The following is a 22,538-nucleotide window of genomic DNA, read 5'->3' as shown; positions in this document are numbered from 1 at the left end:
TGACAAAAAGGCGGCCCCCGGATGGGGACCGCCTTGCCAGATGCCCGCGAAGCGCCCGGATCAGAACCGGAACTTGCTCACGAAGCGGGCGTCATAACCGATGAAACCGCGACGGTCTTCCCCGCCCAGCTCCAACGCGATGTCGGAGTAGCGGTTGCCGCCCTGCACCGTGATGCGGGCAATGGGTCCGCCGCCCACCACGGACTGCGGCATCAGGGTGAAGCTGGACCCGCCGGCGAAACTGGCGGTGGTGTCGCCCGGGCCATCGCCGAACACCTGCTTCCACCCCACGGTCAGGGCGGGCTTCCACTGGAAATCGCCGCCCAGCTGGGTCCCGAAGGTCAAGGCGGCCTCGGCGTTGCCCTGCTGGCCGGTGCGCTCGTCGATCTTCAGGTTGAAGCCGTCGCTGCCGCCGCTTTCCTGGTGGGCGCCATCGGACAGCACGAAATAGTCCAGCGAGGCGGTGGGCCGCACGAACATGAAGCCCAGCGACTGCTCATACCCCAGGCCGAAATGGGCATCGCCCAGATAGCCCGACCAGTGGGCGTTGGCGTCGCGCTCGAACGCGGCGCCCTCATCGTCGGTGCCGGTGAAGACGCGCTTGCTGGAGAACCGGATATAGCCGGCGTTCAGGCTGGCGCTGGCCATCAGCCCACCATACCGGTCGCGCCAGTAGGCGCCGCCGGTGAAGACCTCGCCCTTCACCTGGTTGCCGCTGGAGGCGTCCGGATCGTTGACGGCGGTGATCATGTAGGAGGAGGACAGGCCGACGATGCCGACATTCTCCATGGATTTTTCGTAGCCGCCCATCAGCGCCACGCCGTTGCCGTTATAGCCCGGGCCCTCACCGCGGTTCTGCGACACGGCGAAGCCCAGTTCCTGCACCCAGGCACCGCGCTTCTCATCCTTCATGGCCACGGTGGGGTCGGACTCGGTACGGGCCAGCGCCATCATGCCGCGGTTCAGCAGCTGGAAGGGGCCGCCGTTGTAGTCGGGCAGCATCTTCTCATAGAGGCTGCCGAAGGTGCTGGCGCTGGTGGCGTTGAAGAAGGCCTCGCCGATCTGCGTATCCTTGTCGAAGGCGCCGTAGACGGCGTTGAACGCGCCGGCGCCCACGGTGATGCCCGCCTCGGCCGCCGTCCGGCGGGCCACGTTCACCGTCACGGTGCCGGCGGTGGTGTCGGTGGCGACGTTGGCCTTGTACCAGTAGGACACGTCGCCCAGCAGCGACTGGTCGGTGCTGCCCACGCTCAGGCTGCTGGCCTTGATGACGGTGAAGCTGTTGGCGTCGGTGACCTTGCTCTTGAAGATCAGGCCGATCTTGGTGCCCGACGCCAGCGAGGCGGCGCCGGAAACGTTGAACAGGGTGTTGGTGTTGTTGACCGGGTCGGCGGTGAAGTCGATCTCGCCGCTGGACCCCACGGTCAGGGAGCGCATGGTGATGGTGCTGGTGCTGCTGTTGCGCAGCTTGCCGTTGGTGACCGTGGCGGCCAGGGTGCCGTCGCTGGTCAGGGCGCCGGTGTAGACGGCGCCGCCGTCGATGGTCAGCGTGTTGGTGCCGCTGCCGAAGGACAAGGCGCCCGTGACCTTGCCCCCCGTCAGGTTGACGGTTGCGTCGCCCGAGCCCAGCAGGATGTCGCCGGTGATGGTGCCGCTGCTGGTGATGGTGACGCCGACGGTGTTGGCCCGCAGGTCCAGCGCCGTGGCCGTGCCGGTGATGCCGGTGTTGTCCGTGGATTCCGTAACGGTGGCCGAGATGGTGCCGCTGTTGGTGATCTGCGTGACGGTGCCGGACCCGTCGTAAATGGCCACGGCGTTGCTGCCCACGGCGGTGGTGGCACCGGCAAAGCCGGTGGCAAAGGCCGCGACGGTACCGCTGATGGTCAGGCCGTTGACGTTGGCGCCGCTGGCGATGGAAATGGCGGTGGCCTTCGAGGACTGCGAGGACACCGTGGTGCTGATGGTGCCGGACACCGTGATGTTGTCGGGAATGGTGGCGCCCGACCCGACCGACAGGCCGGTGGAATCCGCCTTGTAGGACACGGTGGTCACGGTACCCGTCAGGTTGATGCCACCGTCCACCAGCACCGTCCCGCCCAAGCCGCCGATCTGGACGCCGGTCGTGCTGAACCCGTCATAGACGCCGTTGGCGACGATGCCACCGGCCAGCAGCAGGCCGTGGGTATCGCCCGGAACCACCCCCAATTCGACCTCGCCGTTGGCGCTGCCGATCACCACCGCCGGGGCCGACCCGTAGGAGGTGATGGAGGAGGTCGATTCCAGGTTCAGGCCACCCGTCGAGGTCGAGGCGATGCGGAAGGCGGCACCGCCCTGCAACTGGTCATTGGCGGTCAGCGCCGCGAAGCCGGCCGTGGTCGTGGGACGCGTGGTCGAGAGGTAGCCGGTGGACGTAATGCTGCCCGAGACGCTCACCTCGCCCTGCGTGACACCATCCACCGCCACGCCGACCGAGCCCGTGCCCAGCACGCTGACCGTCCCGGAAATGAAGAGGTTGCCGGTCGTGGCCGTGGTCCGGATGCCGTAGGAATTGTTGCCGGTCACGGAAACCGTGCCGCTCATCGTCAGGTCGCCATCCATCTGGGACGCGACCAGGATGCCGGCGCTGTCGTTGCCGCGCACCGTCAGGGTGGCCGAGGTGTTGATGGCGCCGGTGAACACGCCGTCGCCCGAGACCCAGATGCCATAACGCCGCTCGGCCGAGGTCAACGGGATGGTGGAACTGACACTGCTGTCGGTCAGCGTCAGGGTGCCGCTGACGGCGACGCTGCCGGTGGTACCGCCCTTCACCAGGATGCCGGTGGTATCGTCGCCGCCGGTGATGGAGATGGTGCCGGAACTGCTGACGGTGTTGTTACTGTCCAGCGTCACCGCGGTGCCGCTGGATGGGCTGACTGTGCCCGTGATGGTCAGGTCGCCGGCCGAAGAGGTCGCCACCCCGGTGGTCCGGGTGTCGGAAATCGTCGTCGCCGCGTGAAGATCGGTCAGGGCGGCGAGGCACAGGGGCGCTGCGGCCACCGGCGCGAGAAGGCGCTTCATTTGCTGGAAAATCCTGCCTGTTCAGACGAATAACGGACATTTGGCCGGGGGACCGGCGGGAAGGGACGGAACTGGGCCGGGTTGTGGACGGCCGGGTTGCGGGCGGGGGAATGCGGCCCATACGGACCTGGTTACACGGCCCGGTCGTCCAAACCCGGCGCGCCATTTTGAGAAAAATTCCCGCCGTCACGGTGATCGGCCAATTTGCCGCAGCCCGGCCTGCGCCTATCCTTCCGGACGGCGGGACGCGATGGGCCTGGGATATTTGCAACTGGCGGCGGCGCGCAGACCTGGCGTAGAGTTCCCGCGCCCCAGCCTGCCGGAACGCGAGCGCATGAAGGAACTACGCTGCATCGTCTTCACCGACCGCGAGGTGGTGAGCGCCATCACCGAACGGCGACGCAAGCTGAACGACGCCTTCCCCGACGGGGATGTCACCAGCCTGGAATACACGGTCAACCGCGGCGTCAGCGCCCGCCTGTCCGTGACCCTGAACGGTGCCGCCAACGACGTCACCATTCCGGAACAAGAGCTGCAGGCGGCCCTGGTGGGCTATTGCATGTCCCGCAACGTTCCGCTGCCCGTCGTGGCCGACAAGGCCCTGTACGTCATCAAGGGACGGGCCACCCTGATGATCACCATGAATTTCAAGAAGCCGGCGCGCCTGGTCGTTTTGGGAGTGGAATGACCCAAGCGATTCCTCAGGCTTGAGCGCAAAATGAAAAAGGGCGGCCCGCTGGGGACCGCCCTTTTCCTTGTGCCCGCCGCTGTCCGGGACCGGGGCGGCGGGAGGGGCATCGGGTGGCCTTTTGCCACGCCGCCGCCCGCCCCCGCCGTCGCCGATTAGAACAGCTTCAGGATGGCCTGCTGGCTCTGGTTCGCCAGCGACAGGGTGGTGACACCCAGCGACTGGCGGGTCTGCAGGGTCAGCAACTCCGCGCCGGCCTGGTTCTGGTCGACCTGCACCAGGCTGTCAGCACCGTCCGACAGGACGTTGTTGAAGGCGTCGGTGAAGTCGGACCGGGTCTGGATGACGTTCAGGTTGGTGCTGAGCGTCTGGCCGGCGGACCGCAGCTGGGTGGTGGCGTAGGTCAGCTGGGCCACCGCGGCATCGATGTCCGACCGGTCCAGGAAATCGTTCTGGGCGTAGTCGAGACGCAGGCCCTGGCCGTCGGTGGTGACGTTGGTGGATTTGACGCTCAGCGAGTTGGTGTTGGTCTCGTTGAACTGCACCGACAGGTCGTTCTGGGTGTTGGCCGGCGTCTGCTGCGACGTCGTCATGTTGGCGGACCGGTTGGCCGAGGCCGCCTGCATGATCTTCGTCGAGTCGACGTTGATGCGCACCGTGCCGGTGGTGAAGGACATGGCGTTTTCGCCATCCGTCAGCTTGCCGCTGCCACGATCATTGGCGCCCGACCGGGTGATGGACACGCCGTTCAGGTCGGTGGCCGTGACGGACAGATCCACATCCTTCTCGATGGTGGAGGTGCCGTTGCCCGCCGTGCCCAACCCTTCCAGCGTGGAACGGTCGACGGTGAAGGACACGACCGAGCCCGAGGAGAAGGACACGGAGATGTCCTTGGTCAGGGCGTTTACGGTCGAGCTGCCCAACGTGAAGCTGTTGGACGTGCCATAGGGGCTGGCCGCGGTGATCTGGAAGGTGCCGGGCGTCGAGGAACTGACGGTGAAGCCTGAGATCGAGCTGCCCGGGACGGAGATGGAGTTGGTGATGAGGTTCTGCAGGTTGGTCGCGATGGCGGTCTGGCGCGACGTGGGCGACGGGTTAGCCACGTCACCGGCCGAGGCGGTGTAGCTGAACGTCCGGCCATTGATGGTGACGTTGAAGGTATCGCCCTCATCGATGTTGCCGGTGATGTTCACCTGCGATATCTGCGGCGTGCCCGAGGTGCCGGCGCTCACCAGGCTGTTGGTGGCGCTCTGGGTATTGTCGAAGAAGGTGATGGACCGGGACTCGCCGCCTTCGGTGACCACGGCCGTGCGGGTCTGTCCCACGGCGCCACGGATTTCGATCGACACGTCGGAGAAGTTGCCGGCCGTGCTGCTGAGCTTGCCGGACACCTTCAGGCCGAACAGGCCACGGGCGTCTTCCGCAGAGGCGATGTCGCCGGCGTTGCCGGAGATGTCGCCCGTGCCGGATACGCGGATGGAATAGGTGTCCGAGGTGGTGACGTTGGTCACGCGGCTGTTGGACAGGCCGGTGATGGAGTTCACCGTGGACCGCGACGTGGAGGTGGCGTCGAAGGTCTGGCCGCTGCCGGCCAGCAGGTTCTTGCCGCCGTAGCCGCTGTCGGCGGCCAGCTTGTCGATCTGGTCCTTGATGTCGTTGAACTGGGCGGCCAGCGACTTGCGGGTCGCGATGGCGCTGGGGTCATTGCCCAGGTTGGAGTAGGCCGAGGTCGTCAGGCCCTTGGCCTGGTCGATCAGCTTCTGGATGGAGGTGATGCCCTGGTTGCCCGCCTTGATGGTGCTGATGGCCTGGCCCATCGCGTCCTTCAGGGTGGACAGGTCGCTGGCACGCTGGTTCAGACCTTGCGCGGCGAAGAAGGCGGTGGGGCCATCCAGCGCGCTGTTGACCTTGTTGCCCGTGGACAGTTGCGCCTGGAGCTTGTCGATCGAGCTGTTGGTGTTCTGCAGCAACAGCAGGTTGGAACGCATTGCCGAAGAGAGGGCGACTTGAGAGGACATCATCTATCTCCTTTTGAGCTGCCGGAGGGCGGCCGTTTGGGCCGGTCTGATCCTTCTGGCGAGAGCAAGCTGCTGGTCCCATGCCATCGAAGAGCACCACCCGCCCGCTGCCGGGGGGGCCTAAGTCCCCGTCTCCGGGCGGCAACCCGTTCCTGCCGGGATGGCGGGACGGATTGGTCCGGGGTTGCCCGGGGGCGCTACGCTGGCATGGTCGCCATCAACCTCCTCTGATGGACGGTTAGGTTCGGCCGGCTAACCGCAGAAACCGTGCCAACAGCCCGTGGCGATATTTACACGTCTGTAAATAAAGGAATTTTTTGGTCTCGGACCGCTGGCCGCGACAGGAATGCGAACAATTGGGGCGGTCGGAATTTCCCGCCGCCCGGTCAAAATTGCCGGGTGAAGCAGCCCAAGGCGGCCGGGATTTCCTGGTTGCCGGCCCGGAATTGGCGCCGCATGCGCCCTGTCGGGCCCCGGATAGGCCGTGGTCCCGGGGCCTGTGGCCGGCCACCGGCCGTCGCCGTGGCGCTTTTTGCCGGGCACATCACCACTCTCTCGTGCGTTGAGTAGCCGGGATTTCAGCTGGAAAGCCGGGCGCGCGGCGGGTCAGGGTTGCCGCGCGCCGGGCCGCTTTCCTGATTGACCATGGCCCCGCGAACCGCGTAAACCCTAGCTCGCGATGGTTTCGGGGCGTAGCGCAGTCTGGTAGCGCGACGGTTTTGGGAACCGTAGGCCCCCGGTTCGAATCCGGGCGCCCCGACCATCGCCCGGACCGGCGCCGGCACGGCGACGGCAGGCAACAGGTGTTTCGTTCAACCGGGGACGTTCCAGAGATGCAGGTTCGTATCTATCAGCCGGCCAAGACGGCCATGCAGTCCGGCCGGGGCAAGACCCATGCGTGGATCCTGGAATATGAACTGGCCACCGCCCGCCGGCCGGAGCCGCTGATGGGCTGGACCAGCTCGGGCGACACCCTGAACCAGGTGAAGCTGACGTTCGACAGCGCCGAAGAGGCCATCGCCTACGCGACGCGCAAGGGGTGGACTTATGAGGTCATCACCCACAACGACCGCATCGTCCGGCCGAAGAACTACGCCGACAACTTCCGCACCGACCGTCCCCGCGTCGGCCGCTTCTGATCCCCTCCTGATATCGGGCGCCCCGGTCCTCGGGCCCGGGGCCGCCTCCGGGCCCCATAGCTCAGTTGGATAGAGCAACCGCCTTCTAAGCGGTAGGTCGCTGGTTCGAATCCAGCTGGGGTCGCCAACCCGCCGGACCCGCCCCGCATACCTTGCGCGGCGGGTCTTGTCGTTTCGGGCCGCTGCAGTGAACGGGCCCATGGCGCATCCACAGGGCAGACGCGCGCTCACCAATGCTTGCAAAGAGGCCGGCGGCGGAGTTACTGAGAATGACTCGCACTTCTCAGCCGGGCCGCACCATGGTCAGACCGCGCCACCTCTTCACCGTCGCCTTCATGCTGCTGGGCCTGGCTACCGCCCTGCCTGCCCGGGCGGCGGAACCGGCCCCGGCGCAGACCATCTGGCGGCTGCTGGACTATGTGGCGGTGGATTACGCCGGCGCCGTGACCGACGGCCGGGTGACCAGCGAAAGCGAATATGCCGAACAGGCGGAGTTCGCGGCTAGCGCGCGGGAGCGGATGGCCGAGCTGCCGCCCACCCCCGCCTTGCCCCGCTTGCAGGCCCAGGGCGACGCGCTGAAGGCCGCCATCGCCGCCAAGGCGCCACCGGCCGAGGTGGCAGGCCTGGCCCGCGCCCTGGGCCGGGATCTGCTGGCCGCCTACCCCGTGCCGCTGGCGCCCAACACCCCGCCCGACCTGGCGCGGGGCCGGGCCCTCTATGCCGAGAACTGTGCCGCCTGCCATGGCGCCACCGGCCATGGCGACGGCCCGGTGGGCGTCACGCTGGACCCCAGGCCCGTGGCCTTCAGCGACGCCGGGCGCGCACGGCAGCGCAGCGTCTTCGCCCTGGAACAGGTGATCGAGCAGGGGCTGGACGGCACACCCATGGTCAGCTTCGCCCACCTGCCGGCCGACGACCGCTGGGCCCTAGCCTTCATCGCCGGCGGCTTCGCCTTCACCCCCGGCGACATCCAGGCGGGTGAGGCGCTGTGGCGCGCGCGGCCGGACCTGCGCGCCCTGTTTCCCAATCTGGAGGCCCTCACCCAGACCTCGCAGGCCGCCCTGGAGGAAAAGGTGGGCGCTGGCGACGCCCAGGCGCTGCTGGCCTATCTGCGCGCCCATCCCGACGCGGTCATGCCCAAGGCCAACGACAGCCTGGCCATTGCGCGCGCCAAGCTGGGCTTGGCCGTGAAGGCCTATGAGGCCGGCGACGCCAAGGCGGCGGGCGACCTGGCCCTGGCCGCCTACCTCGACGGGTTCGAGCCGGTGGAGCCCATCCTGAAGGCGCGCGACGGCGGCCTGATGACCCGCGTGGAAAGCGCCATGGGCGCCTTCCGGGGCGTCATCGGCCAGGGCCGGCCGGCGGACGAGGTGCGGGCCCAGGCCCAGGCCATCACCGGCCTGCTGACCGAGGCGGAGCATGCGCTGTCGCCAACCGCCGCCAGCGACGCCTCCACCTTCGTCGGCGCCTTCACCATCCTGCTGCGCGAAGGGCTGGAAGCCTTGCTGATCGTGGTGGCGATGATCGCCTTCCTGCGCAAGGCCGGGCGCGCGGACGTGCTGCGCCATGTCCACCTGGGCTGGACCACCGCCCTGGCGGCCGGCCTGGCGACGTGGGCCGTAGCGACGTACCTGGTGTCCATCAGCGGCGCCAGCCGGGAACTGACGGAAGGCCTGGGCTCGGTGTTCGCCGCCCTGGTGCTGCTGTCAGTGGGCGTGTGGATGCACGGCAAGTCCCAGGCCGGCGCCTGGCAGCTGTACATCAAGGAGAAGCTGTCCCACGCCCTGTCGCGGCAGTCGGCCTGGTTCCTGTTCCTGCTGACCTTCGTGGTGGTCTATCGCGAGGTGTTCGAGACCATCCTGTTCTACATGGCGCTGTGGGCGGAGGGGGCGCACATGGCCGTGCTGGCCGGCGCTGGGGCGGCCGTGCTGCTGCTGGCCGCCATCGCCTGGGGGCTGCTGCGCTACAGCCGCCGCCTGCCCATCGGCGCCTTCTTCGCCTGGAGTTCCGGCCTGATGGCCGTACTGGCCGTGGTGCTGGCCGGCAAGGGCGTAAAGGCCCTGCAGGAGGCCGGCTGGCTGGACGTCATCCCCCTGGCCCATGTGCCCAGCGTGGAGATCGTGGGCCTGTTCCCCACGGCGCAGACCGTGGCGGCGCAGGCCGCGATGGCCGCCGCCCTGGCCGTCGGCTTCGCGTACAACGCCCTGCGGGCTGGTCGGAAAGCCTAAGGCTTTCCCCCTCAAGCGCCGGGCGGCGGGTTACGGCTTCGCCCCCTGCCGGGCCAGCCAGCGGCCCATCTGGTCGTGCAGGATGTCCATGGGCATGGGGCCGTCGTCCAGCACGGCGTCATGAAAGGCGCGGATGTCGAAGCGGGCGCCCAGCGCCTGCTCCGCCCGTCGCCGCTCCGCCAGGAACTTCAGCTCTCCCACCTTGTAGGCCAGGGCCTGGGCCGGCCAGGCGATGTAGCGCTGCGTCTCACCCAGCACCACGCGTTCCGGCAGGGCCGTGTTGTCGCGCAGGCAGTTGGCGGCCTGTTCCGCACTCCACCCCTTCCAATGGATGCCCACGTCCATCATCAGGCGGCAGGCGCGCCACATGTCGAAGGACAGGCGGCCGAAACGTTCGTAGTCCGTGCGGTAGACGCCCATGTCCTCGCCCAACTGCTCGGCATACAGGGCCCAGCCCTCGATGAAGGCGGTGGGTTCGTCCTTGCGGCGGAAGGCCGGCAGGTCCGTGCGCTCCTGCCCCAGGGCGATCTGCAGGTGGTGGCCGGGCACGCCCTCATGCAGAATCCAGGACGGCAGGCCAAACAGCGGGTCGCCGAAGGATTTGGCACCCACCACCACGCGGCCGGGCACGCCCTTCACCGGGTCGCCCAGGTCATAGCCGCTGGACGAGCCCTCCTGCTCCGGCGGCTTTTGCCGGATGGTCCAAGTCAGGCGCGGCAGCTTGCCGAACCACAGGGGCAGCAGGCCGTCGATGCGCTTGCCGATCTCGCTGGCCTTTTCCACGTAGGTCGCCAAGTCCGGGGCGTAGAACTGCTTATCCGTGCGCAGCTTGGCGATGAACTCGGGCAATGTGCCGGTGAAGCCGGTGGCCCGCATCGCGGCCTCCATCTCACCCCGGATGCGCGCCACCTCCCGCTCCCCCAGCGCGAACACGGCATCCGGTGTCAGGTCCGTGGTGGTGGAGCGGCGCACGGCGTAGGCGTAGTACTCCCGCCCGTCCGGCAGGCTGCTGGCGCCCAGCGTGTCGCGCGCATGGGGCACGTAGTCCTGCTCGAAGAAGGCCACCAGCTTCGCCTGCGCCGGCTTCACCACCTGGGTCACCGCCGCCAGGGCATCGGCACGCAGGGCCGCCTGACGCTCGGCCGGAATGGTCGCGGGCAGGACCTTCAGCGGCCCCAGCAGGGGGCTGGCCTCAGCCGGCTGGTCAGCCGCGATCTTCAGGATGTTGAGGACGGACGTGGCGGTGGGGCGCGGCTGGACGAAGCCGGTTTCCAGCCCGCGCCGCATGTTGGCGATCTGCTGGTCATAATAGGTTGGCAAGGCCCTGAGGCGCGCGATCCAGGCCTGGGCATCCGCCTCCGTCCGGATGACGGTGGTGGCGGCGGCGTAGTTGGCGGTGTTGAAGAAGCCGTCGCCATTGTCGAAGGGAATGCGATCCTCATCGAACCTGGCACCGTCCACCAGTACGCCCAGACGCCAGTCCAGCAAGCGGCGGGTCAGCGCCTCCTCCCCATCGGGGGCCGAGGGCGGCAGCCTGTCCAGGCGGGCCTTCAACGCGGCATAGCCCTGGGCGCGGCGGTCGGCGGCGGCCTTGCTGACGTCCGGCCAGCCGGGCCCGTCGGTGCCGTCCGTCTGACGGGCCAGCGCCTCATAGTCGGCGATGACGGCGTCCACGCCGCCGGCGGGCTTGGCGATCGGGATGCCGGGCTTGGCCCAGGCGGAAAAGCAGACGGGAGATACCGCCGCCAGAGTGAACACCAGCGCCACCGCGGTACGGTTCATCATCGCCCCCTGCTGCCCGTCATTTCCCCGCAGGGTCGATGATGGGATATTGTATGTCAAATATTTTATACTATCGTGCGACGACGCGCCCAGGCCCGGGCCCGATGCATCGATCCGTATAAGCGGCATGGCCCCAACCCTTCCACGCCACCACCCCAGAGTCGCCACAATGCCCGTGCAGGTAAAGGGGCGACGCGGGGACGGGCGCGTGATGGGAATCGCCCTGCCCGCCCGCCTTCCCCCGTCGCCCAGTCCCCGATGAGGAAGAGATGCGCCTGACACTCCGTGCCCTGGCCCTGGGCGTCGCGCTGGCCGGTTCCGGCCTGGCGTCGTCCCAGGCCGCCCCACCCCCGGCCAACCAGGCGGCCGGCGCCACCAATACCCGCATCCCCGACAGCGCGGCGGAAGGCGAGGCCAACCGCCAGACGGTTCTGTCTTTCTACGACGCCTTCTTCAACAGGCACGACCTGTCCGCCGCCGACCGCTACGTCGCCCTGGACTGCCGGGAGCATACTCCCGGCCTGGCCGATGGGCGCCGCGCCCTGCAGGACAGCTACGCCACGTTCTTCCAGCATCATCCCGACGCCAAGGTGGAGGTCGTTCGCAGCATTGCTCAGGGGAACCTGGTCGTGCTGCATGTGCACGCCATCCCCGGCCCGGATACCCAGGGCACGGCGGTGGTCGACATCTTCCGGGTGCTGGACGATAAGGTGGTGGAGCACTGGTCCGTCAGCCAGCCGGTGCCGGCCAGCGACCCCGACGGCAAGGGCGTGTTCTGAAGCCCACCTCTCTTGCCCCTACCCAGCCTGCCCGAGGCGACCCGCGTCTGGGCCCGCATCGGCCTGCTGCCCACCGTGGCCGCCTGCGCCACGACGGGCGTGCTGCTGAACGCTTTAGGCATATAGCCGTACATTCGCGTCAAGATTGGGAATAGCCATCTCGTGGTAGTGCCGATGAGGCCTATCTCAACCGTCCGTCTTTCCATCCCTCCGGCCATGCCGTAGCATCTCTGTTAGGCAGGAGGCGCCCATCGCCCGCCGGCTCAGCCGCCGCTGATTACGGGAAGCAGCGCCCGCGCCCAGCAGCTTTTCCTCAATAGGAACAGTGGGTGAAGATGCCGAATACGGAGATCCCGCGCGCCAGCTTGGCGGGCCAGCAGGTTTTCCCCTTTTCGCCACGCGACAGCGGGTATCACGAAACGATCGACGGGCGCCTGATTGCCGTGTGCAACGTATGCGGGACGCATGGGGATATTGTCGGTTTCCGTGTGGATGACCAGCGGGAGTCGGGGTTCTGCACCGCGTGTGGCTCATTCTGCCGCCAGCGCCAAATGATGAAGGTCTTCCGCGCCCTGACAGGACAAAGCGAAAGCGGGCCTCTTGATCTGCCCGAATTCTTCACCGTTTATAATACCGAGTCCCGGCGCGCCATGCATGACCTCTTGAGCCGCCTTCCCGGTTACGTCTGTTCGGAATATTTCGGCCCTGACATCCCCGGTGGACCTCATGTCGGCGCTGTGCGCCATGAGGATCTCCAGCATTTATCCCTGCCATCCGGCGCCTTCGACGTGGTCCTGTCCAGCGACGTCTTTGAGCATATTCCCGACCCCTACGCCGCCCATCGCGAGGTTTTCCGAGTGCTGAAACCGGGCGGGAGGCACATCTTCACCTTACCTTATCATGTGGGCGAACCGCTCGACGACGTGCGGGCCTTCGCGGCGGGTGGGCATGTCACGTACCTGAAAGAGAAAATATTCCACGGTGATCCGGTTCGGCCCGACGAAGGCGTGCTGGTTTGGACAATTCCCGGCCTGCAGATGTTCGTCAAATTGGCCGAAATCGGCTTCCGGCCGGCCATGTATCATCTTCACGACCCCCAGCACGCCATCATCGGGCCATGGTCCCTGGTGTTCGTCGCGGAAAAGCCCCGCTGATCGCCCGCTCGCGCCCGCATGGTTTCCTTTCGCGGACGATGGGGCCGCAATCAGGAAAGGTGCCCGCGTGAGGGGGCTGACCCAGCACGTGTTTCCTGATTTGACAACAGTTTCCGTTGATGGAAACTGTCAGCCATACCGTGATGGCGGAGGCCTGTGATGGCGGCCCATGACCGCGGCGGCATCATCCCCGCCCTTTATTACCGGGACGCGACCGCAGCCCTGGGGTTTCTTGAGGCCGCCTTCGGCTTTGCTGTGGAGGTGCGCGTCACCGACACCGGGGGTCGGGTGCAGCATGCCCAGATGGTTTTGGGCGAAGGGCGCATCCGACTGGGTCCGCCGGGCTGGGACGACTGGGTGAAAAGCCCGTCGCAGGTGGGCGGCGCCAACACCCAAAGCGTCCATGTGGCGGTGCCCGACGCCATTGCCCATTGCGCGCGGGCCCGGGCCGCCGGCGCGGTGATCGTGGCGGAACCGGCCGAGCAGTTTTATGGCGACTTCACCTACCGCGCCCGCGATCCCGAGGGGCACGTCTGGACCTTCTTCCAGCCCGTGCGCGACGTGCCCATCGCCGAGATGGAGGCCAACAGCGGCCTGAAGATCACCACGCGATGAGCGGTGACGGCGCCGCCGGCGACGACGCCCGCGCCCGCCCGTATCGCCTACGGGCCGGTCCCTTCGACGACTTGGCCGACTGGCTGCACACCATAGCCGGAAACTCTGCTTCATGAGCCCTGACAGTCCGCCACCCAAGGCGCCCAAACCGCCCCCCGGGCTGACCCATCCGGGCCTGACTGGCGTGCCGGAGACCATGCTGTGGACCCTGCACAACCGGGCGGCGGAGGCGATGCGGCCCAACGCCCGTTTCCACGACCCGGAGGCGGTGCGCATCTACCAGGCCCTGGCCTACGACTATGAGCGCCACTTCGGCCGTGCCGACGGGTCGCACGCCATGCGCGCCGCCGCCATCGATGCCATCCTGCGCCGCTGGCTGGAACGGCATCCGGACGGCACCATCGTATCCTTGGGCGAGGGGCTGGAGACCCAGCGCCACCGCGTGGACAATGGGCGCCTGAATTGGCTGACGGTGGATTTGCCGGAGGGCATCGCCCTGCGCGACCATTTCCTGCCACCCGCCCCCCGCGTGCGCCACCTGGCGGCCGACGCGCGCGACCCCGCCTGGATGGACGCGGTGACAGGCGATGGCCCCGTGCATATCGTCGCCCAGGGGCTGTTCATGTACCTGCCCGAGGCCGACGTGCGCCGGTTGGTGGCCGCCCTGGCCCGGCGCTTCCCCGGCGGGCAGCTGGTCTTCGACACGGTGCCCGTCTGGCTGTCGCGACTGACCCTGCGCGGCCTGCACCGCACGCCGCACTACCGCATCCCACCGATGCCCTGGGGCATCGACGCCGATGCCGTGGTCCCCACCCTGCGCGGCTGGTCGCCCCAGGTGGCGGTGGTGGAGACGCTGGACTATCGCATGCCGCGCGGCCTGCCCCGCCTGATGGACACGCTGTTCCGCCTCACGCCTGCCCTGCGCCACAAGCTGCCCGGCCTGGTGCGGGTGGAATTTGCTGGTTATAACAGCGGCACGAGATAGCGACTCGTGCCGCTGTAGCCTGCGACTGCGGTGCCGGAGATTTCTGGGGAGCCGAAGGCGGACTGGAAATCGAGGACAAGCCAAGGCCACGGATGTGGCCGCCCGGCGCCTGAGGGGCGCATTTGAGCGGTCACGATCAAATGCCGCACGTATTAGCTGGCCGTCGCCGGGGCGGCGTCCGCCTCTGGCTTGCGCCAGGTCTTAGGCCCCAGCACCAGCAGGTTGCCGGCCACCGCCAGCGCCAGGCCGATGAAGGCCGCCGCCGACCAGTGATAGCCCTCGAAAACGGTGGAGATGATCAGCGCCAGGATGGGGATCATCACGGCGACATAGCCGGCGCGGTCCGCCCCGATGCGGCCAATCAGGGAGAAGTAGGCCAGGAAAGCGATGACCGAGCCGAACAGGGCCAGGTAGCCCAAGGACGCGGCGTAACTGAGGCTGGCCGGAAAGCTGAAGACGGCGCCCCGGGCCAGGGCCACCCCCACCATGAGGACGGCGCCGAACGCCATGCTCCACGCCGTGGCCGGCAGCAAGGGAACGCCCAGCTTGGCCCCGCGCTGCACACAGATGCTGCCCAGCGATGAGCTGACGTTGCTGAGCATGACCAGGGCCAGGCCCACCGCCGCCTTGCCCGTCAGGCCGTCCACCCGCAGTTCAGGCAGGAACAGCAGCACGACCCCGCTCATACCGACCAGCCCGCCCAGCAGCACCAGGGGGCGGATGGGCTGGCGCAGGAAGATGCGGGCATTCAGCACGTTCATGAGGCTGAGGGCCGAGCCCGCCACGGCCACCAGGCCGGACGGCAGCCGTTCGGTCGCCAGGTAGACCAGCAGGTAGTTGGTGGAGAAGGTGAAGGCGCCGACCAGCGCCACCTGCCGCCAGGCGTGCCGGGGCGGGATCACCTTCTGCCCCCGCGCCACCAGCCAGCCCATGAGCAGCACGGCCGCCAGGCCGAAGCGATAGGCCACCGACACGGCCGGATCCACGGCCCCCAACTGGAACTCGATCACATACCAGGTCGATCCCCAGATGAGGACGGCGGTCAGGTACAGGCCCAGGATGGGGGACATGGCGGCAACCCGTGAACGGCGATGCGGCCGGCCACCGCCGGCGCGGGCGGCAACGTTAGAGCGAGGGGGGCGCCCGGCCAATCCGTTTCTTGTGCCGGTGACATTTTTAAAAGCGGGAGATGCCGGCACCGCCAAACGGCGCGGCCGGCACCCCGATCCCGTACTGTACGATACGAATGGATCAGCTGCCGCAGCTGGGCGTCACCGCACCCGTCGCCGAGACCTGGCGGTTGGTGGTGACCCTCACCTGCCCACCCGAGGCGATGGACATGTAGCCCGGAACGGCGCCCGCCCAATGATAAGCGCCGTCCTTGAGCGGCAGGTTGGTTCCCAGCCGCACCGACGCGCCACCGCCCGGCGGCAGGTAGTCGATGGTCACGGCGGTGGCTGGCAGCTTGGGCGTGGAGGTTACGGTGCCGTCGACGGACAGCAGGCAGGATGCCGCCGCCGTCGGCGCGTTGACGACGATGTCACTGTCGGCCGCCCAGCATGCGGCCGGAACAAGGAACGAGGCCGCGGCGCAAACCGCGGCGAATACCGATTTCCGCATAATTATTTTCCTTCCATATCCTGCCGGGAATAGGGCTTCGTGAACCCCACCCTGTGTCGGCATGTTATCCATACCTATCCGGCGGCAGAGGCCCCGTCGCCGGCCACACAACCGTACGGTAGGGGCCGCTTATTTCCTTCTTCCCTTATTCTTCCGCCCGCCTTTGCGCAGATTCCCGTTAAGCGCGCAGCGGCGCGCCCATCAACGATGACGTCGGCCATCGGATGGGTTACCTCTGGCGTGCGCAGCCCACCGCCAGAGAGGCAGACCCTTGGAAATCGCCCCCATCCAGCCCGTCGATCTCGCCAAGGCCTATCGCCTGCTGAACCACGGCCCCACCGTGCTGGTCTCTGCCCACCATGGCGGTACGGACAACGTCATGGCCGCCGCCTGGGCCTGCCCGCTGGATTTCGACCCGCCCAAGGTGACCCTGGTGCTGGACAAGGCCACGGCGACCCGGACCCTTGTGGAAGGCAGCGGCGTCTTCGCCCTGCAGGTGCCGACACGGGCGCAGGCGAGCCTGACTCGCGGCGTGGGCGGCGAAAGCCTGGCAGACGCACCCGACAAGCTGGCCCGCCATGGGGTGGAATTGTTCCGCATGGACGGTCATGTCCCGCCCCTGGTCGCCGGCTGCGCCGCCTGGCTGTCCTGCCGCGTCATTCCCGAGCCGCACAACCAGCAAACCTATGACCTGTTCATCGGCGAGGTCGTGGCCGCCTGGGCCGACGCCCGCGTCTTCAAGGACGGGCACTGGATGTACGAGGTGGCCGATCCCGCCTGGCGCAGCCTGCACCACGTTGCCGGCGGCCATTTCTACGCCATCGGCGAACCCGTCAGCGGGTGAGCCCTGCACCCGCGCGATGGCTTAACCATTACCACTTGCGAAAAATTCAAAGAGACCCGCCCGGTCGTTAGCGACCTGTTCATCTTCCCGGGCGTAAAAATAACGTCATGAGCCGCAACGCGCTGCTTCCCGCCTTAATCCTTCCACAATAAAGGACGATGGTTAGGGAAGTTTAGGAGTAAGGACCATGACCGCCGTGTTCAATAAAGATCGCCTGGTCACTTTGAGCCTGTGGGTGCTGCTGTTGAGCATCGCCTGGTCCCTGCCGGTGATCAGCTACATGCGTTCGGAACACGAACGCGCCCTGGTCAAGGCCGGCCACTACTATAAACCCGCCTTCCCGGCCGAGTTCTACGTGAACCAGCAGCCCTCCAGCGCCGTCACCCCGCGCTAAGTATTCTCCCGCGCCCCGACAGTCCTTTCAGTTGACGCGCACTACCAGGCAACACGGGCTCCGGCGGAGATGATCCGCCCCGGGGCAATCGCCACCAGGCCATCGATGCGGCGTCCTGATTCCACCGTGCGGTCGAACAGGTTCTCCGCCGTGGCGAAAACCGCCAGATAATCCGATATCCGCCAGGTGCCCGACAGGTCCACCGTGACCGTGGGCGCCAGCGAGCGGCTGTTCAGTCCATCTTCATATTGCTGGCCGCTGGCCTTCACCCGCAGCGCCGTGGTGAAGGCGGACGACGGCGTCCAGGTCAGGTCCGCCGTGCCGGTGTGCAGCGGGCTTTGCGCCAGGCGCTTGCCCACCAGCGCCGCGAAACCGTCGGCGCGCAGCACCGTCGACCTGCTCCACAGATAGCCCAAGGTGGCATCCAGCGTGGGGTCCAGGGCCCAGGTCGCCCGCATCTCCGCCCCCTCCGCGCGCACCCGGTCCAGGTTGCGGCGCTGGGCGAAGGTGCCACCAGCCGGCACCACCACGCCGAAACCCGGCACCGTTCCCGGCTTGGTGGTGATCAGCACATTGTCCACGGCGTCGGTCACACCGTCGTGATACGCGGTCAGGCTGACCGTGGGACCATGCGACGGCGCCCAGGTGACCCCCGCCTCCGCGCCCACCATGCGCTCCGGCTTCAGCTGGGCGTTGGCCTCGATGATGTCGTTGCCCACGCGATAGGGGCGGTAGAGTTCATTGATGGTCGGCAGGCGAAAGCCGGTGTAGGCGGCTGCGCGCAGGGTCCAGTCCGGGCCGGGCCGCCAGTCGGCGCCCAGCCGCGCCGTGGGCAAGGCGCCGCCCCGGTCGTCGTACTGGTCGTCGCGCGTCAGGGCGCCCGTCTGAATGGAGCGCTCCACCCGGTGGCCGTCGCCCGTGCTCCAGCCATCCAGGCGCACGCCGCCGTGCAGGTCGACAACTGGCGTCAACGGCCACGTCTGCTCGGCATAGACGCCGCCCACCACCTGGTCGCCGCCGGCATCGCGATCGCGCTGGAACACCCCGGCCACGGGCTGGAAGCGCTCATGCGTCGCCCCCTCGGCCCAGCGCAGGTCGGCGCCCAGCACGGTGCGGCGTCCCCCGCCCTCCTCAACCGTGGTTGACAGCGATCCACCGGCGGCCGTGGCCGGCACGCGGTACTGGTCCAGGGCGGGCGTTTCCGCCGTGCGGGTGGCGTTGACGGAGGAGAACATGTTCTTGAAGACATAGCGGCGCAGGTACAGCGTGCCGTGCCAGGGCAGGCCCAGGGGGCCATCCTCATCCGCCAGGCGCAGGCTGCCCTCCAGCGCGTCGGTGCCGTTCTCCTGCAAGGGCGTGCCGTTGCCGCGGTGCTCATGGAAGGCGGAGAGGGTGCCGGCCAGCGCCAGCGGCCCGGCATCGCCTTGCGCCTTCACATCCACCCAGGCGTCATCCCAGCCGGCCTGGGTGTCGATGGGGCCGCGCTGGTCGGATCGCACGAGATAGCTGCCGTCGCTGCGGCTGGCATGGGCCACGACCGAGACGCCGCCGCCGGCGGCGCCGGCCGTTCCCTCCGCCAGGCCATTGCTGCCGGCGCGAACCTCGCCTCCTTGCAGCGGCTTGGTGGTGATGCGGATGACGCCGTCCAGTGCCTGGTTGCCCCAGGGGCCGGCGCCGCTACCCTCGGTCACCGCCACGCTGGCGATGGCGGCGGTGGGCAGGCGGCTCCAGTACACCCAGCCGCCGAAGGGGTCGTTGACCGGGATGTCGTCGACCAGCACCAGGGTGCGCCCGGCGCCGTTGGGGCCCAGGGCGCGCAGGGAAATGCCCTGTGATGTGGGGTGGGCGCTGGTGCTGCCCGTCCGGCGAAACAGGGAGAAGCCGGGCACGCTACGCAGCGCCTCATCCAGCCGCCGCTCGGGTGCCGCGTCCAGCCAGGTGCCGTCCAGCTGCAGGGTGCCGTAGATGCGCTCGGTGGCGGCGTCGGGCGGCACGCGGCCGGTGACGATGATGGTGGGCAGCTGGTCCGCATCCCCCGCCCCCCAAGCAGCCGCCGGCAACAATGCCGCCGCCAGCGCGATCCCCGCCCGCCTCATGACGATTTACTCCCCGCATTGTCCCCCCATGTCCGGGGCTCGACGGCTTAAATGCCGCCCGGGGCCCTGTCAAATCCCGACGGGGGGCGCGGACCCCTTGACTTCCCCCCACCGGATGGCGTCCAAAAACGCCATGGCACCCTACCATGTTCCAGACCCCGCTTCGGCCGATACTTTAGAACCATTCCAATATGGTTCAGCCGAGCAACCGTTGCCCTCCAGCCTCGCAGCGGCCGCCATCCATGTGCTGACCACGGCGGCGCCGACGGAAAAGGTGCGGCTGACCCGGCTCTATGCGGCGGCCTGGCGCGGCGGATCACTGCCGGATCTTCCCGGCCCCACCCCGCCGGACCGGCCGGCGCGGCCCGGGCGGCCGGAACTGAAGCTGCCCCGCGACATGCCGAAGCGGCGCAAGGCCGGCAGTGTGGCGGGCCGCGTGGCCCTGCTGCACGCCCTGGCCCATATCGAGCTGAACGCCATCGACCTGGCCTGGGACATCGTCGCCCGCTTCACCACCTTCCCCGACGGCACGCCGGTCCCCCGCGCCTTCAAGGACGACTGGGTGACGGTGGCGGATGAAGAGGCCAAGCACCACGCCCTGCTGGCCGCCCGCCTGGCCACGCTGGGCGCGGCGTACGGCGACCTGCCGGCGCATGACGGGCTGTGGCAGGCCAGCGAGGTCACGGCCCACGACCTGGCCGCCCGCCTGGCCCTGGTGCCCATGGTGCTGGAGGCGCGCGGCCTGGACGTGACCCCGGCCATGATCGCCAACCTGAAGAAGGTGGGGGACGAGGACAGCGCCGCCGTGCTGCAGATCATCCATGACGAGGAGATCGGCCACGTCGCCGCCGGCCGCCGCTGGTTCGGCGTCATCGCCGCCGCCGCAGGCGACGACCCGGCGGAACACTGGCGCGCCCTGGTACGCCAGTATTTCAAGGGCGACATCAAGCGCCCCTTCAACGACGCCAGCCGCATCCGCGCCAACTTCCCGCCCGACTGGTATGAGCCGCTGGCGCCCCTGGAGACCATCCTGGCCGGCGGCCCCCCCCAGACTGAACGCCCCGTTACCATTCGGTAACAAACTCATCTTGGGCGACGCCCACCGCCCTTGCTACCATCCGCGCCATTCGACCGCCCTCGCGGTTCCCGCCATGTCCGCTGCCCGACAGCCCCATCACGGTATCAAAACCCCCATGACCGCTTCCTCCTCCCGTGAGACCATGACCCGCCGTACCCTGCTGCGCCGCGGCCTGATGGCCGGTACCGCCCTGGTGGCCCTGACGGCCGCCCCTGGGCTGATCGCCCAGCCCGCCGCGGCGGCCGAGCCGTCGGAGACGGAGAAGGCTCTGAACGCGTTCTTCGAGGATTGCTGGAACGAGGATCTGGCCCGCGACCCGCAGCAGCGCACCGTGCTGGGCCTGCCGGGCCCGCACGACAAATGGACCATTCCCGACGACGCCCATCTGCTGGAGAACTTCCACCTGGCCGAACAGCGGCTGAAGACCCTGAAGGGCTTCAAGGTGTCGGAGCTGTCGCCCGGCGCCCAGGTCAGCGCCCGGCTGTTCGAGAATGAGCTGCAGCAGACCATCAGCCAGTATCCCTGGCGCAACCACAGCTATGTGATCAGCCAGCTGACCGGCCCGCACACCGACATCGCCAGCTTCCTGATCACCTACCACGCCGTCGGCAGCGCGCAGGACGCGGAAGACTACGTGGCCCGCCTGGTGGGGATCGCCCCGCTGATGGACGCCTACATCGCCCGCATTGGCAAGCAGGCCGACATGGGCGTGCTGCCGCCGGCCTTCGCCTTCAAATCCATCCTGGAGGCGGCGCGCAACGTCATCACCGGCAAGCCGTTCACGAACGGCGCCACGGAAAGCAGCCCCCTGCTGGCCGACTTCACGGAGAAGGTGACCGCCCTGAAGCTGGCCGACGCCGAACAGTCCCGCCTGATCGCCGCCGCGGAAAAGGCCCTGACCGGCCAGGTCCAGGCCTCTTTCCAGAAGCTGATCAGCACCGTGTCGGCGCTGGAGACCAAGGCCACCACCAGCAACGGCGTCTGGGCCCTGCCGGATGGCGAACGCTTCTACCGCTCGCAAGTGCAGCTGATGACCACCCTGCCCCTGGACCCGGCGGCCGTGCACGCCCAGGGCCTGAAGGAGGTGGCGGCGCTGCAGGATGAGATGCGCGCCATCATGACCAAGGTGGGCTTCAAGGGCGAACTGCGCGCCTTCTTCGATTACCTGCGCACCGACAAGCGCTTCTTCGATCCGGCCACGCCGGAGGGCCGCGCCACCCTGCTGAAGCGCGCCACCGACATCATCGACAAGATGCGGTCGGACCTGGACCGGTTCTTCCTGACCAAGCCCAAGGCCCCCATCGTGGTCAAGGCGGTGGAGCCCTTCCGCGAGAAGGCCACGGCCAGCGCCTTCTATGAGCCCGCTTCACCCGATGGGTCACGGCCCGGCGTGTTCTACACCAACCTGTACGACATGTCGGTCAACCCCATCCCCATGCTGGAGAGCCTGGCCTATCACGAGGGCATTCCCGGCCATCACATGCAGATCGCCATCGCGCAGGAAATGGCCAACCTGCCCACCTTCCGCCGCTTCATCTGGAACAGCGCCTATGGTGAGGGCTGGGCCCTGTATGCCGAGCGCTTCCCCAAGGAGTATGGCTATTACCAGGACCCCTACTCCGACGCCGGCCGCATCGCCTCGGAACTGTTCCGCGCCGCCCGCCTGGTGCTGGACACCGGCATCCACCTGAAGCGGTGGACGCGGGAACAGGCCATCGCCTACATGAACGACAACACGGCCAACCCCGAGCACGACAACATCACCGAGATCGAGCGCTACTTCGTCTGGCCGGGCCAGGCGCTGGCCTACAAGATCGGCATGAACAAGATCCTGGAACTGCGCGAGGCCGCCAAGACCAAGCTGGGCACCAAGTTCGACATCCGTGCCTTCCACGACACGGTGCTGACCTCGGGCTCGGTCAACCTGCCGGTGCTGGAGGCGCTGGTGCAGGATTGGGTGAAGCGCACGGCCGCCTGAGACCGATTTCAGGCGCCCCGGATTTGGGACGGCCATGCCAAACAGCCCGCCGTCCCGGCCATATCCGGTATGCGTTATATTAT

The 22,538-nt window shown here is 67.9% G+C and carries 17 protein-coding genes and 2 tRNA genes; 13 read left to right on the top strand and 6 right to left on the bottom strand.

Annotated elements, in window-relative coordinates; translation table 11 throughout:
• Positions 1–60 precede the first annotated feature (60 nt).
• Complete coding sequence (locus tag FBZ88_RS20650) at positions 61–3,057, bottom strand: autotransporter outer membrane beta-barrel domain-containing protein (RefSeq protein ID WP_145619034.1); 2,997 nt, start codon at positions 3,055–3,057, stop codon at positions 61–63.
• Positions 3,058–3,391: 334 nt separating this feature from the next.
• Between FBZ88_RS20650 and FBZ88_RS20645 the strand changes: the two genes are divergently transcribed.
• Entirely contained in the window at positions 3,392–3,745 is a 354-nt protein-coding gene (locus tag FBZ88_RS20645; protein WP_145608244.1) for a hypothetical protein, read from the top strand.
• Between the two features lie 155 nt (positions 3,746–3,900).
• On the opposite strand, the gene FBZ88_RS20640 is transcribed toward FBZ88_RS20645, so the two are convergent.
• Entirely contained in the window at positions 3,901–5,763 is a 1,863-nt protein-coding gene (locus tag FBZ88_RS20640; RefSeq protein WP_145619076.1) for a flagellin N-terminal helical domain-containing protein, read from the bottom strand.
• A gap of 686 nt (positions 5,764–6,449) precedes the next feature.
• On the opposite strand from FBZ88_RS20640, the gene FBZ88_RS20635 reads away from it, so the two are divergent.
• The 4 genes from FBZ88_RS20635 (at position 6,450) to FBZ88_RS20620 (ending at position 9,130) form a co-directional block, all read left to right on the top strand.
• Positions 6,450–6,526 (top strand) — tRNA-Pro (locus tag FBZ88_RS20635).
• A 70-nt stretch (positions 6,527–6,596) separates the two neighbouring features.
• A complete protein-coding gene (locus FBZ88_RS20630) occupies positions 6,597–6,902 on the top strand; it encodes an ETC complex I subunit (RefSeq protein WP_145619033.1) in 306 nt (101 codons plus the stop codon).
• A 50-nt stretch (positions 6,903–6,952) separates the two neighbouring features.
• Positions 6,953–7,029 (top strand) — tRNA-Arg (locus FBZ88_RS20625).
• Between the two features lie 142 nt (positions 7,030–7,171).
• Positions 7,172–9,130: a cytochrome c/FTR1 family iron permease gene (locus tag FBZ88_RS20620; RefSeq protein WP_246138777.1), complete on the top strand. Its 1,959-nt coding sequence runs from the start codon at positions 7,172–7,174 to the stop codon at positions 9,128–9,130.
• A 30-nt stretch (positions 9,131–9,160) separates the two neighbouring features.
• On the opposite strand, the gene FBZ88_RS20615 is transcribed toward FBZ88_RS20620, so the two are convergent.
• A complete protein-coding gene (locus FBZ88_RS20615; RefSeq protein ID WP_186464519.1) occupies positions 9,161–10,915 on the bottom strand; it encodes a DUF885 domain-containing protein in 1,755 nt (584 codons plus the stop codon).
• A gap of 266 nt (positions 10,916–11,181) precedes the next feature.
• Here FBZ88_RS20615 and FBZ88_RS20610 point away from each other — a divergent pair, with 266 nt between their 5' ends.
• From FBZ88_RS20610 to FBZ88_RS20595, 4 genes are all read left to right on the top strand, one after another.
• Positions 11,182–11,691, top strand: a complete 510-nt coding sequence (locus FBZ88_RS20610) for a nuclear transport factor 2 family protein (protein WP_145619031.1) — start codon at positions 11,182–11,184, stop codon at positions 11,689–11,691.
• 335 nt (positions 11,692–12,026) lie between these two features.
• Positions 12,027–12,845, top strand: a complete 819-nt coding sequence (locus tag FBZ88_RS20605) for a class I SAM-dependent methyltransferase (RefSeq protein WP_145619030.1) — start codon at positions 12,027–12,029, stop codon at positions 12,843–12,845.
• A gap of 159 nt (positions 12,846–13,004) precedes the next feature.
• A complete protein-coding gene (locus FBZ88_RS20600; protein WP_145619029.1) occupies positions 13,005–13,460 on the top strand; it encodes a VOC family protein in 456 nt (151 codons plus the stop codon).
• Between the two features lie 112 nt (positions 13,461–13,572).
• Entirely contained in the window at positions 13,573–14,445 is an 873-nt protein-coding gene (locus FBZ88_RS20595; protein WP_145619028.1) for a class I SAM-dependent methyltransferase, read from the top strand.
• Between the two features lie 152 nt (positions 14,446–14,597).
• Here the strand turns inward: FBZ88_RS20595 and FBZ88_RS20590 are convergent, their stop codons facing one another.
• Together FBZ88_RS20590 and FBZ88_RS20585 are read right to left on the bottom strand one after the other, a co-directional pair.
• A complete protein-coding gene (locus FBZ88_RS20590) occupies positions 14,598–15,515 on the bottom strand; it encodes a DMT family transporter (protein ID WP_246138776.1) in 918 nt (305 codons plus the stop codon).
• A 181-nt stretch (positions 15,516–15,696) separates the two neighbouring features.
• A complete protein-coding gene (locus tag FBZ88_RS20585; RefSeq protein ID WP_145619026.1) occupies positions 15,697–16,065 on the bottom strand; it encodes a hypothetical protein in 369 nt (122 codons plus the stop codon).
• A 271-nt stretch (positions 16,066–16,336) separates the two neighbouring features.
• Here FBZ88_RS20585 and FBZ88_RS20580 point away from each other — a divergent pair, with 271 nt between their 5' ends.
• Both FBZ88_RS20580 and FBZ88_RS20575 read left to right on the top strand, forming a co-directional pair.
• Positions 16,337–16,909 carry a flavin reductase family protein gene (locus FBZ88_RS20580; RefSeq protein WP_145619025.1) on the top strand — a complete coding sequence of 191 codons (573 nt, stop codon included), beginning with the start codon at positions 16,337–16,339 and terminating at the stop codon, positions 16,907–16,909.
• Between the two features lie 187 nt (positions 16,910–17,096).
• Positions 17,097–17,303 carry a hypothetical protein gene (locus FBZ88_RS20575; RefSeq protein ID WP_088873568.1) on the top strand — a complete coding sequence of 69 codons (207 nt, stop codon included), beginning with the start codon at positions 17,097–17,099 and terminating at the stop codon, positions 17,301–17,303.
• Positions 17,304–17,344: 41 nt separating this feature from the next.
• Here FBZ88_RS20575 and FBZ88_RS20570 read toward each other — a convergent pair whose 3' ends face one another.
• Positions 17,345–19,399 (bottom strand): TonB-dependent receptor plug domain-containing protein, encoded by a 2,055-nt coding sequence (locus tag FBZ88_RS20570; protein ID WP_145619024.1) that lies wholly within the window; start codon positions 19,397–19,399, stop codon positions 17,345–17,347.
• 211 nt (positions 19,400–19,610) lie between these two features.
• On the opposite strand from FBZ88_RS20570, the gene FBZ88_RS20565 reads away from it, so the two are divergent.
• On the top strand, positions 19,611–20,477 hold the full coding sequence (locus tag FBZ88_RS20565) for a ferritin-like domain-containing protein (RefSeq protein WP_246138775.1): 867 nt from the start codon (positions 19,611–19,613) through the stop codon (positions 20,475–20,477).
• A gap of 115 nt (positions 20,478–20,592) precedes the next feature.
• A complete protein-coding gene (locus tag FBZ88_RS20560; protein WP_246138774.1) occupies positions 20,593–22,455 on the top strand; it encodes a DUF885 domain-containing protein in 1,863 nt (620 codons plus the stop codon).
• Positions 22,456–22,538 lie beyond the last annotated feature (83 nt).

The organism is Nitrospirillum bahiense, from assembly GCF_007828025.1.
Taxonomy (GTDB): Bacteria; Pseudomonadota; Alphaproteobacteria; order Azospirillales; family Azospirillaceae; genus Nitrospirillum; species Nitrospirillum amazonense.
This window is presented reverse-complemented; position numbering and strand designations above follow the sequence as displayed.

Bases quoted from the DNA above. Each gene is read 5' to 3' on its own strand.
- FBZ88_RS20650 (WP_145619034.1), bottom strand. From the start codon at position 3,057: ATGAAGCGCCTTCTCGCGCCGGTGGCCGCAGCGCCCCTGTGCCTCGCC.
- FBZ88_RS20645 (WP_145608244.1), top strand. From the start codon at position 3,392: ATGAAGGAACTACGCTGCATCGTCTTCACCGACCGCGAGGTGGTGAGC.
- FBZ88_RS20640 (WP_145619076.1), bottom strand. From the start codon at position 5,763: ATGTCCTCTCAAGTCGCCCTCTCTTCGGCAATGCGTTCCAACCTGCTG.
- FBZ88_RS20630 (WP_145619033.1), top strand. From the start codon at position 6,597: ATGCAGGTTCGTATCTATCAGCCGGCCAAGACGGCCATGCAGTCCGGC.
- FBZ88_RS20620 (WP_246138777.1), top strand. From the start codon at position 7,172: ATGACTCGCACTTCTCAGCCGGGCCGCACCATGGTCAGACCGCGCCAC.
- FBZ88_RS20615 (WP_186464519.1), bottom strand. From the start codon at position 10,915: ATGATGAACCGTACCGCGGTGGCGCTGGTGTTCACTCTGGCGGCGGTA.
- FBZ88_RS20610 (WP_145619031.1), top strand. From the start codon at position 11,182: ATGCGCCTGACACTCCGTGCCCTGGCCCTGGGCGTCGCGCTGGCCGGT.
- FBZ88_RS20605 (WP_145619030.1), top strand. From the start codon at position 12,027: ATGCCGAATACGGAGATCCCGCGCGCCAGCTTGGCGGGCCAGCAGGTT.
- FBZ88_RS20600 (WP_145619029.1), top strand. From the start codon at position 13,005: ATGGCGGCCCATGACCGCGGCGGCATCATCCCCGCCCTTTATTACCGG.
- FBZ88_RS20595 (WP_145619028.1), top strand. From the start codon at position 13,573: ATGAGCCCTGACAGTCCGCCACCCAAGGCGCCCAAACCGCCCCCCGGG.
- FBZ88_RS20590 (WP_246138776.1), bottom strand. From the start codon at position 15,515: ATGTCCCCCATCCTGGGCCTGTACCTGACCGCCGTCCTCATCTGGGGA.
- FBZ88_RS20585 (WP_145619026.1), bottom strand. From the start codon at position 16,065: ATGCGGAAATCGGTATTCGCCGCGGTTTGCGCCGCGGCCTCGTTCCTT.
- FBZ88_RS20575 (WP_088873568.1), top strand. From the start codon at position 17,097: ATGACCGCCGTGTTCAATAAAGATCGCCTGGTCACTTTGAGCCTGTGG.
- FBZ88_RS20570 (WP_145619024.1), bottom strand. From the start codon at position 19,399: ATGAGGCGGGCGGGGATCGCGCTGGCGGCGGCATTGTTGCCGGCGGCT.
- FBZ88_RS20560 (WP_246138774.1), top strand. From the start codon at position 20,593: ATGACCGCTTCCTCCTCCCGTGAGACCATGACCCGCCGTACCCTGCTG.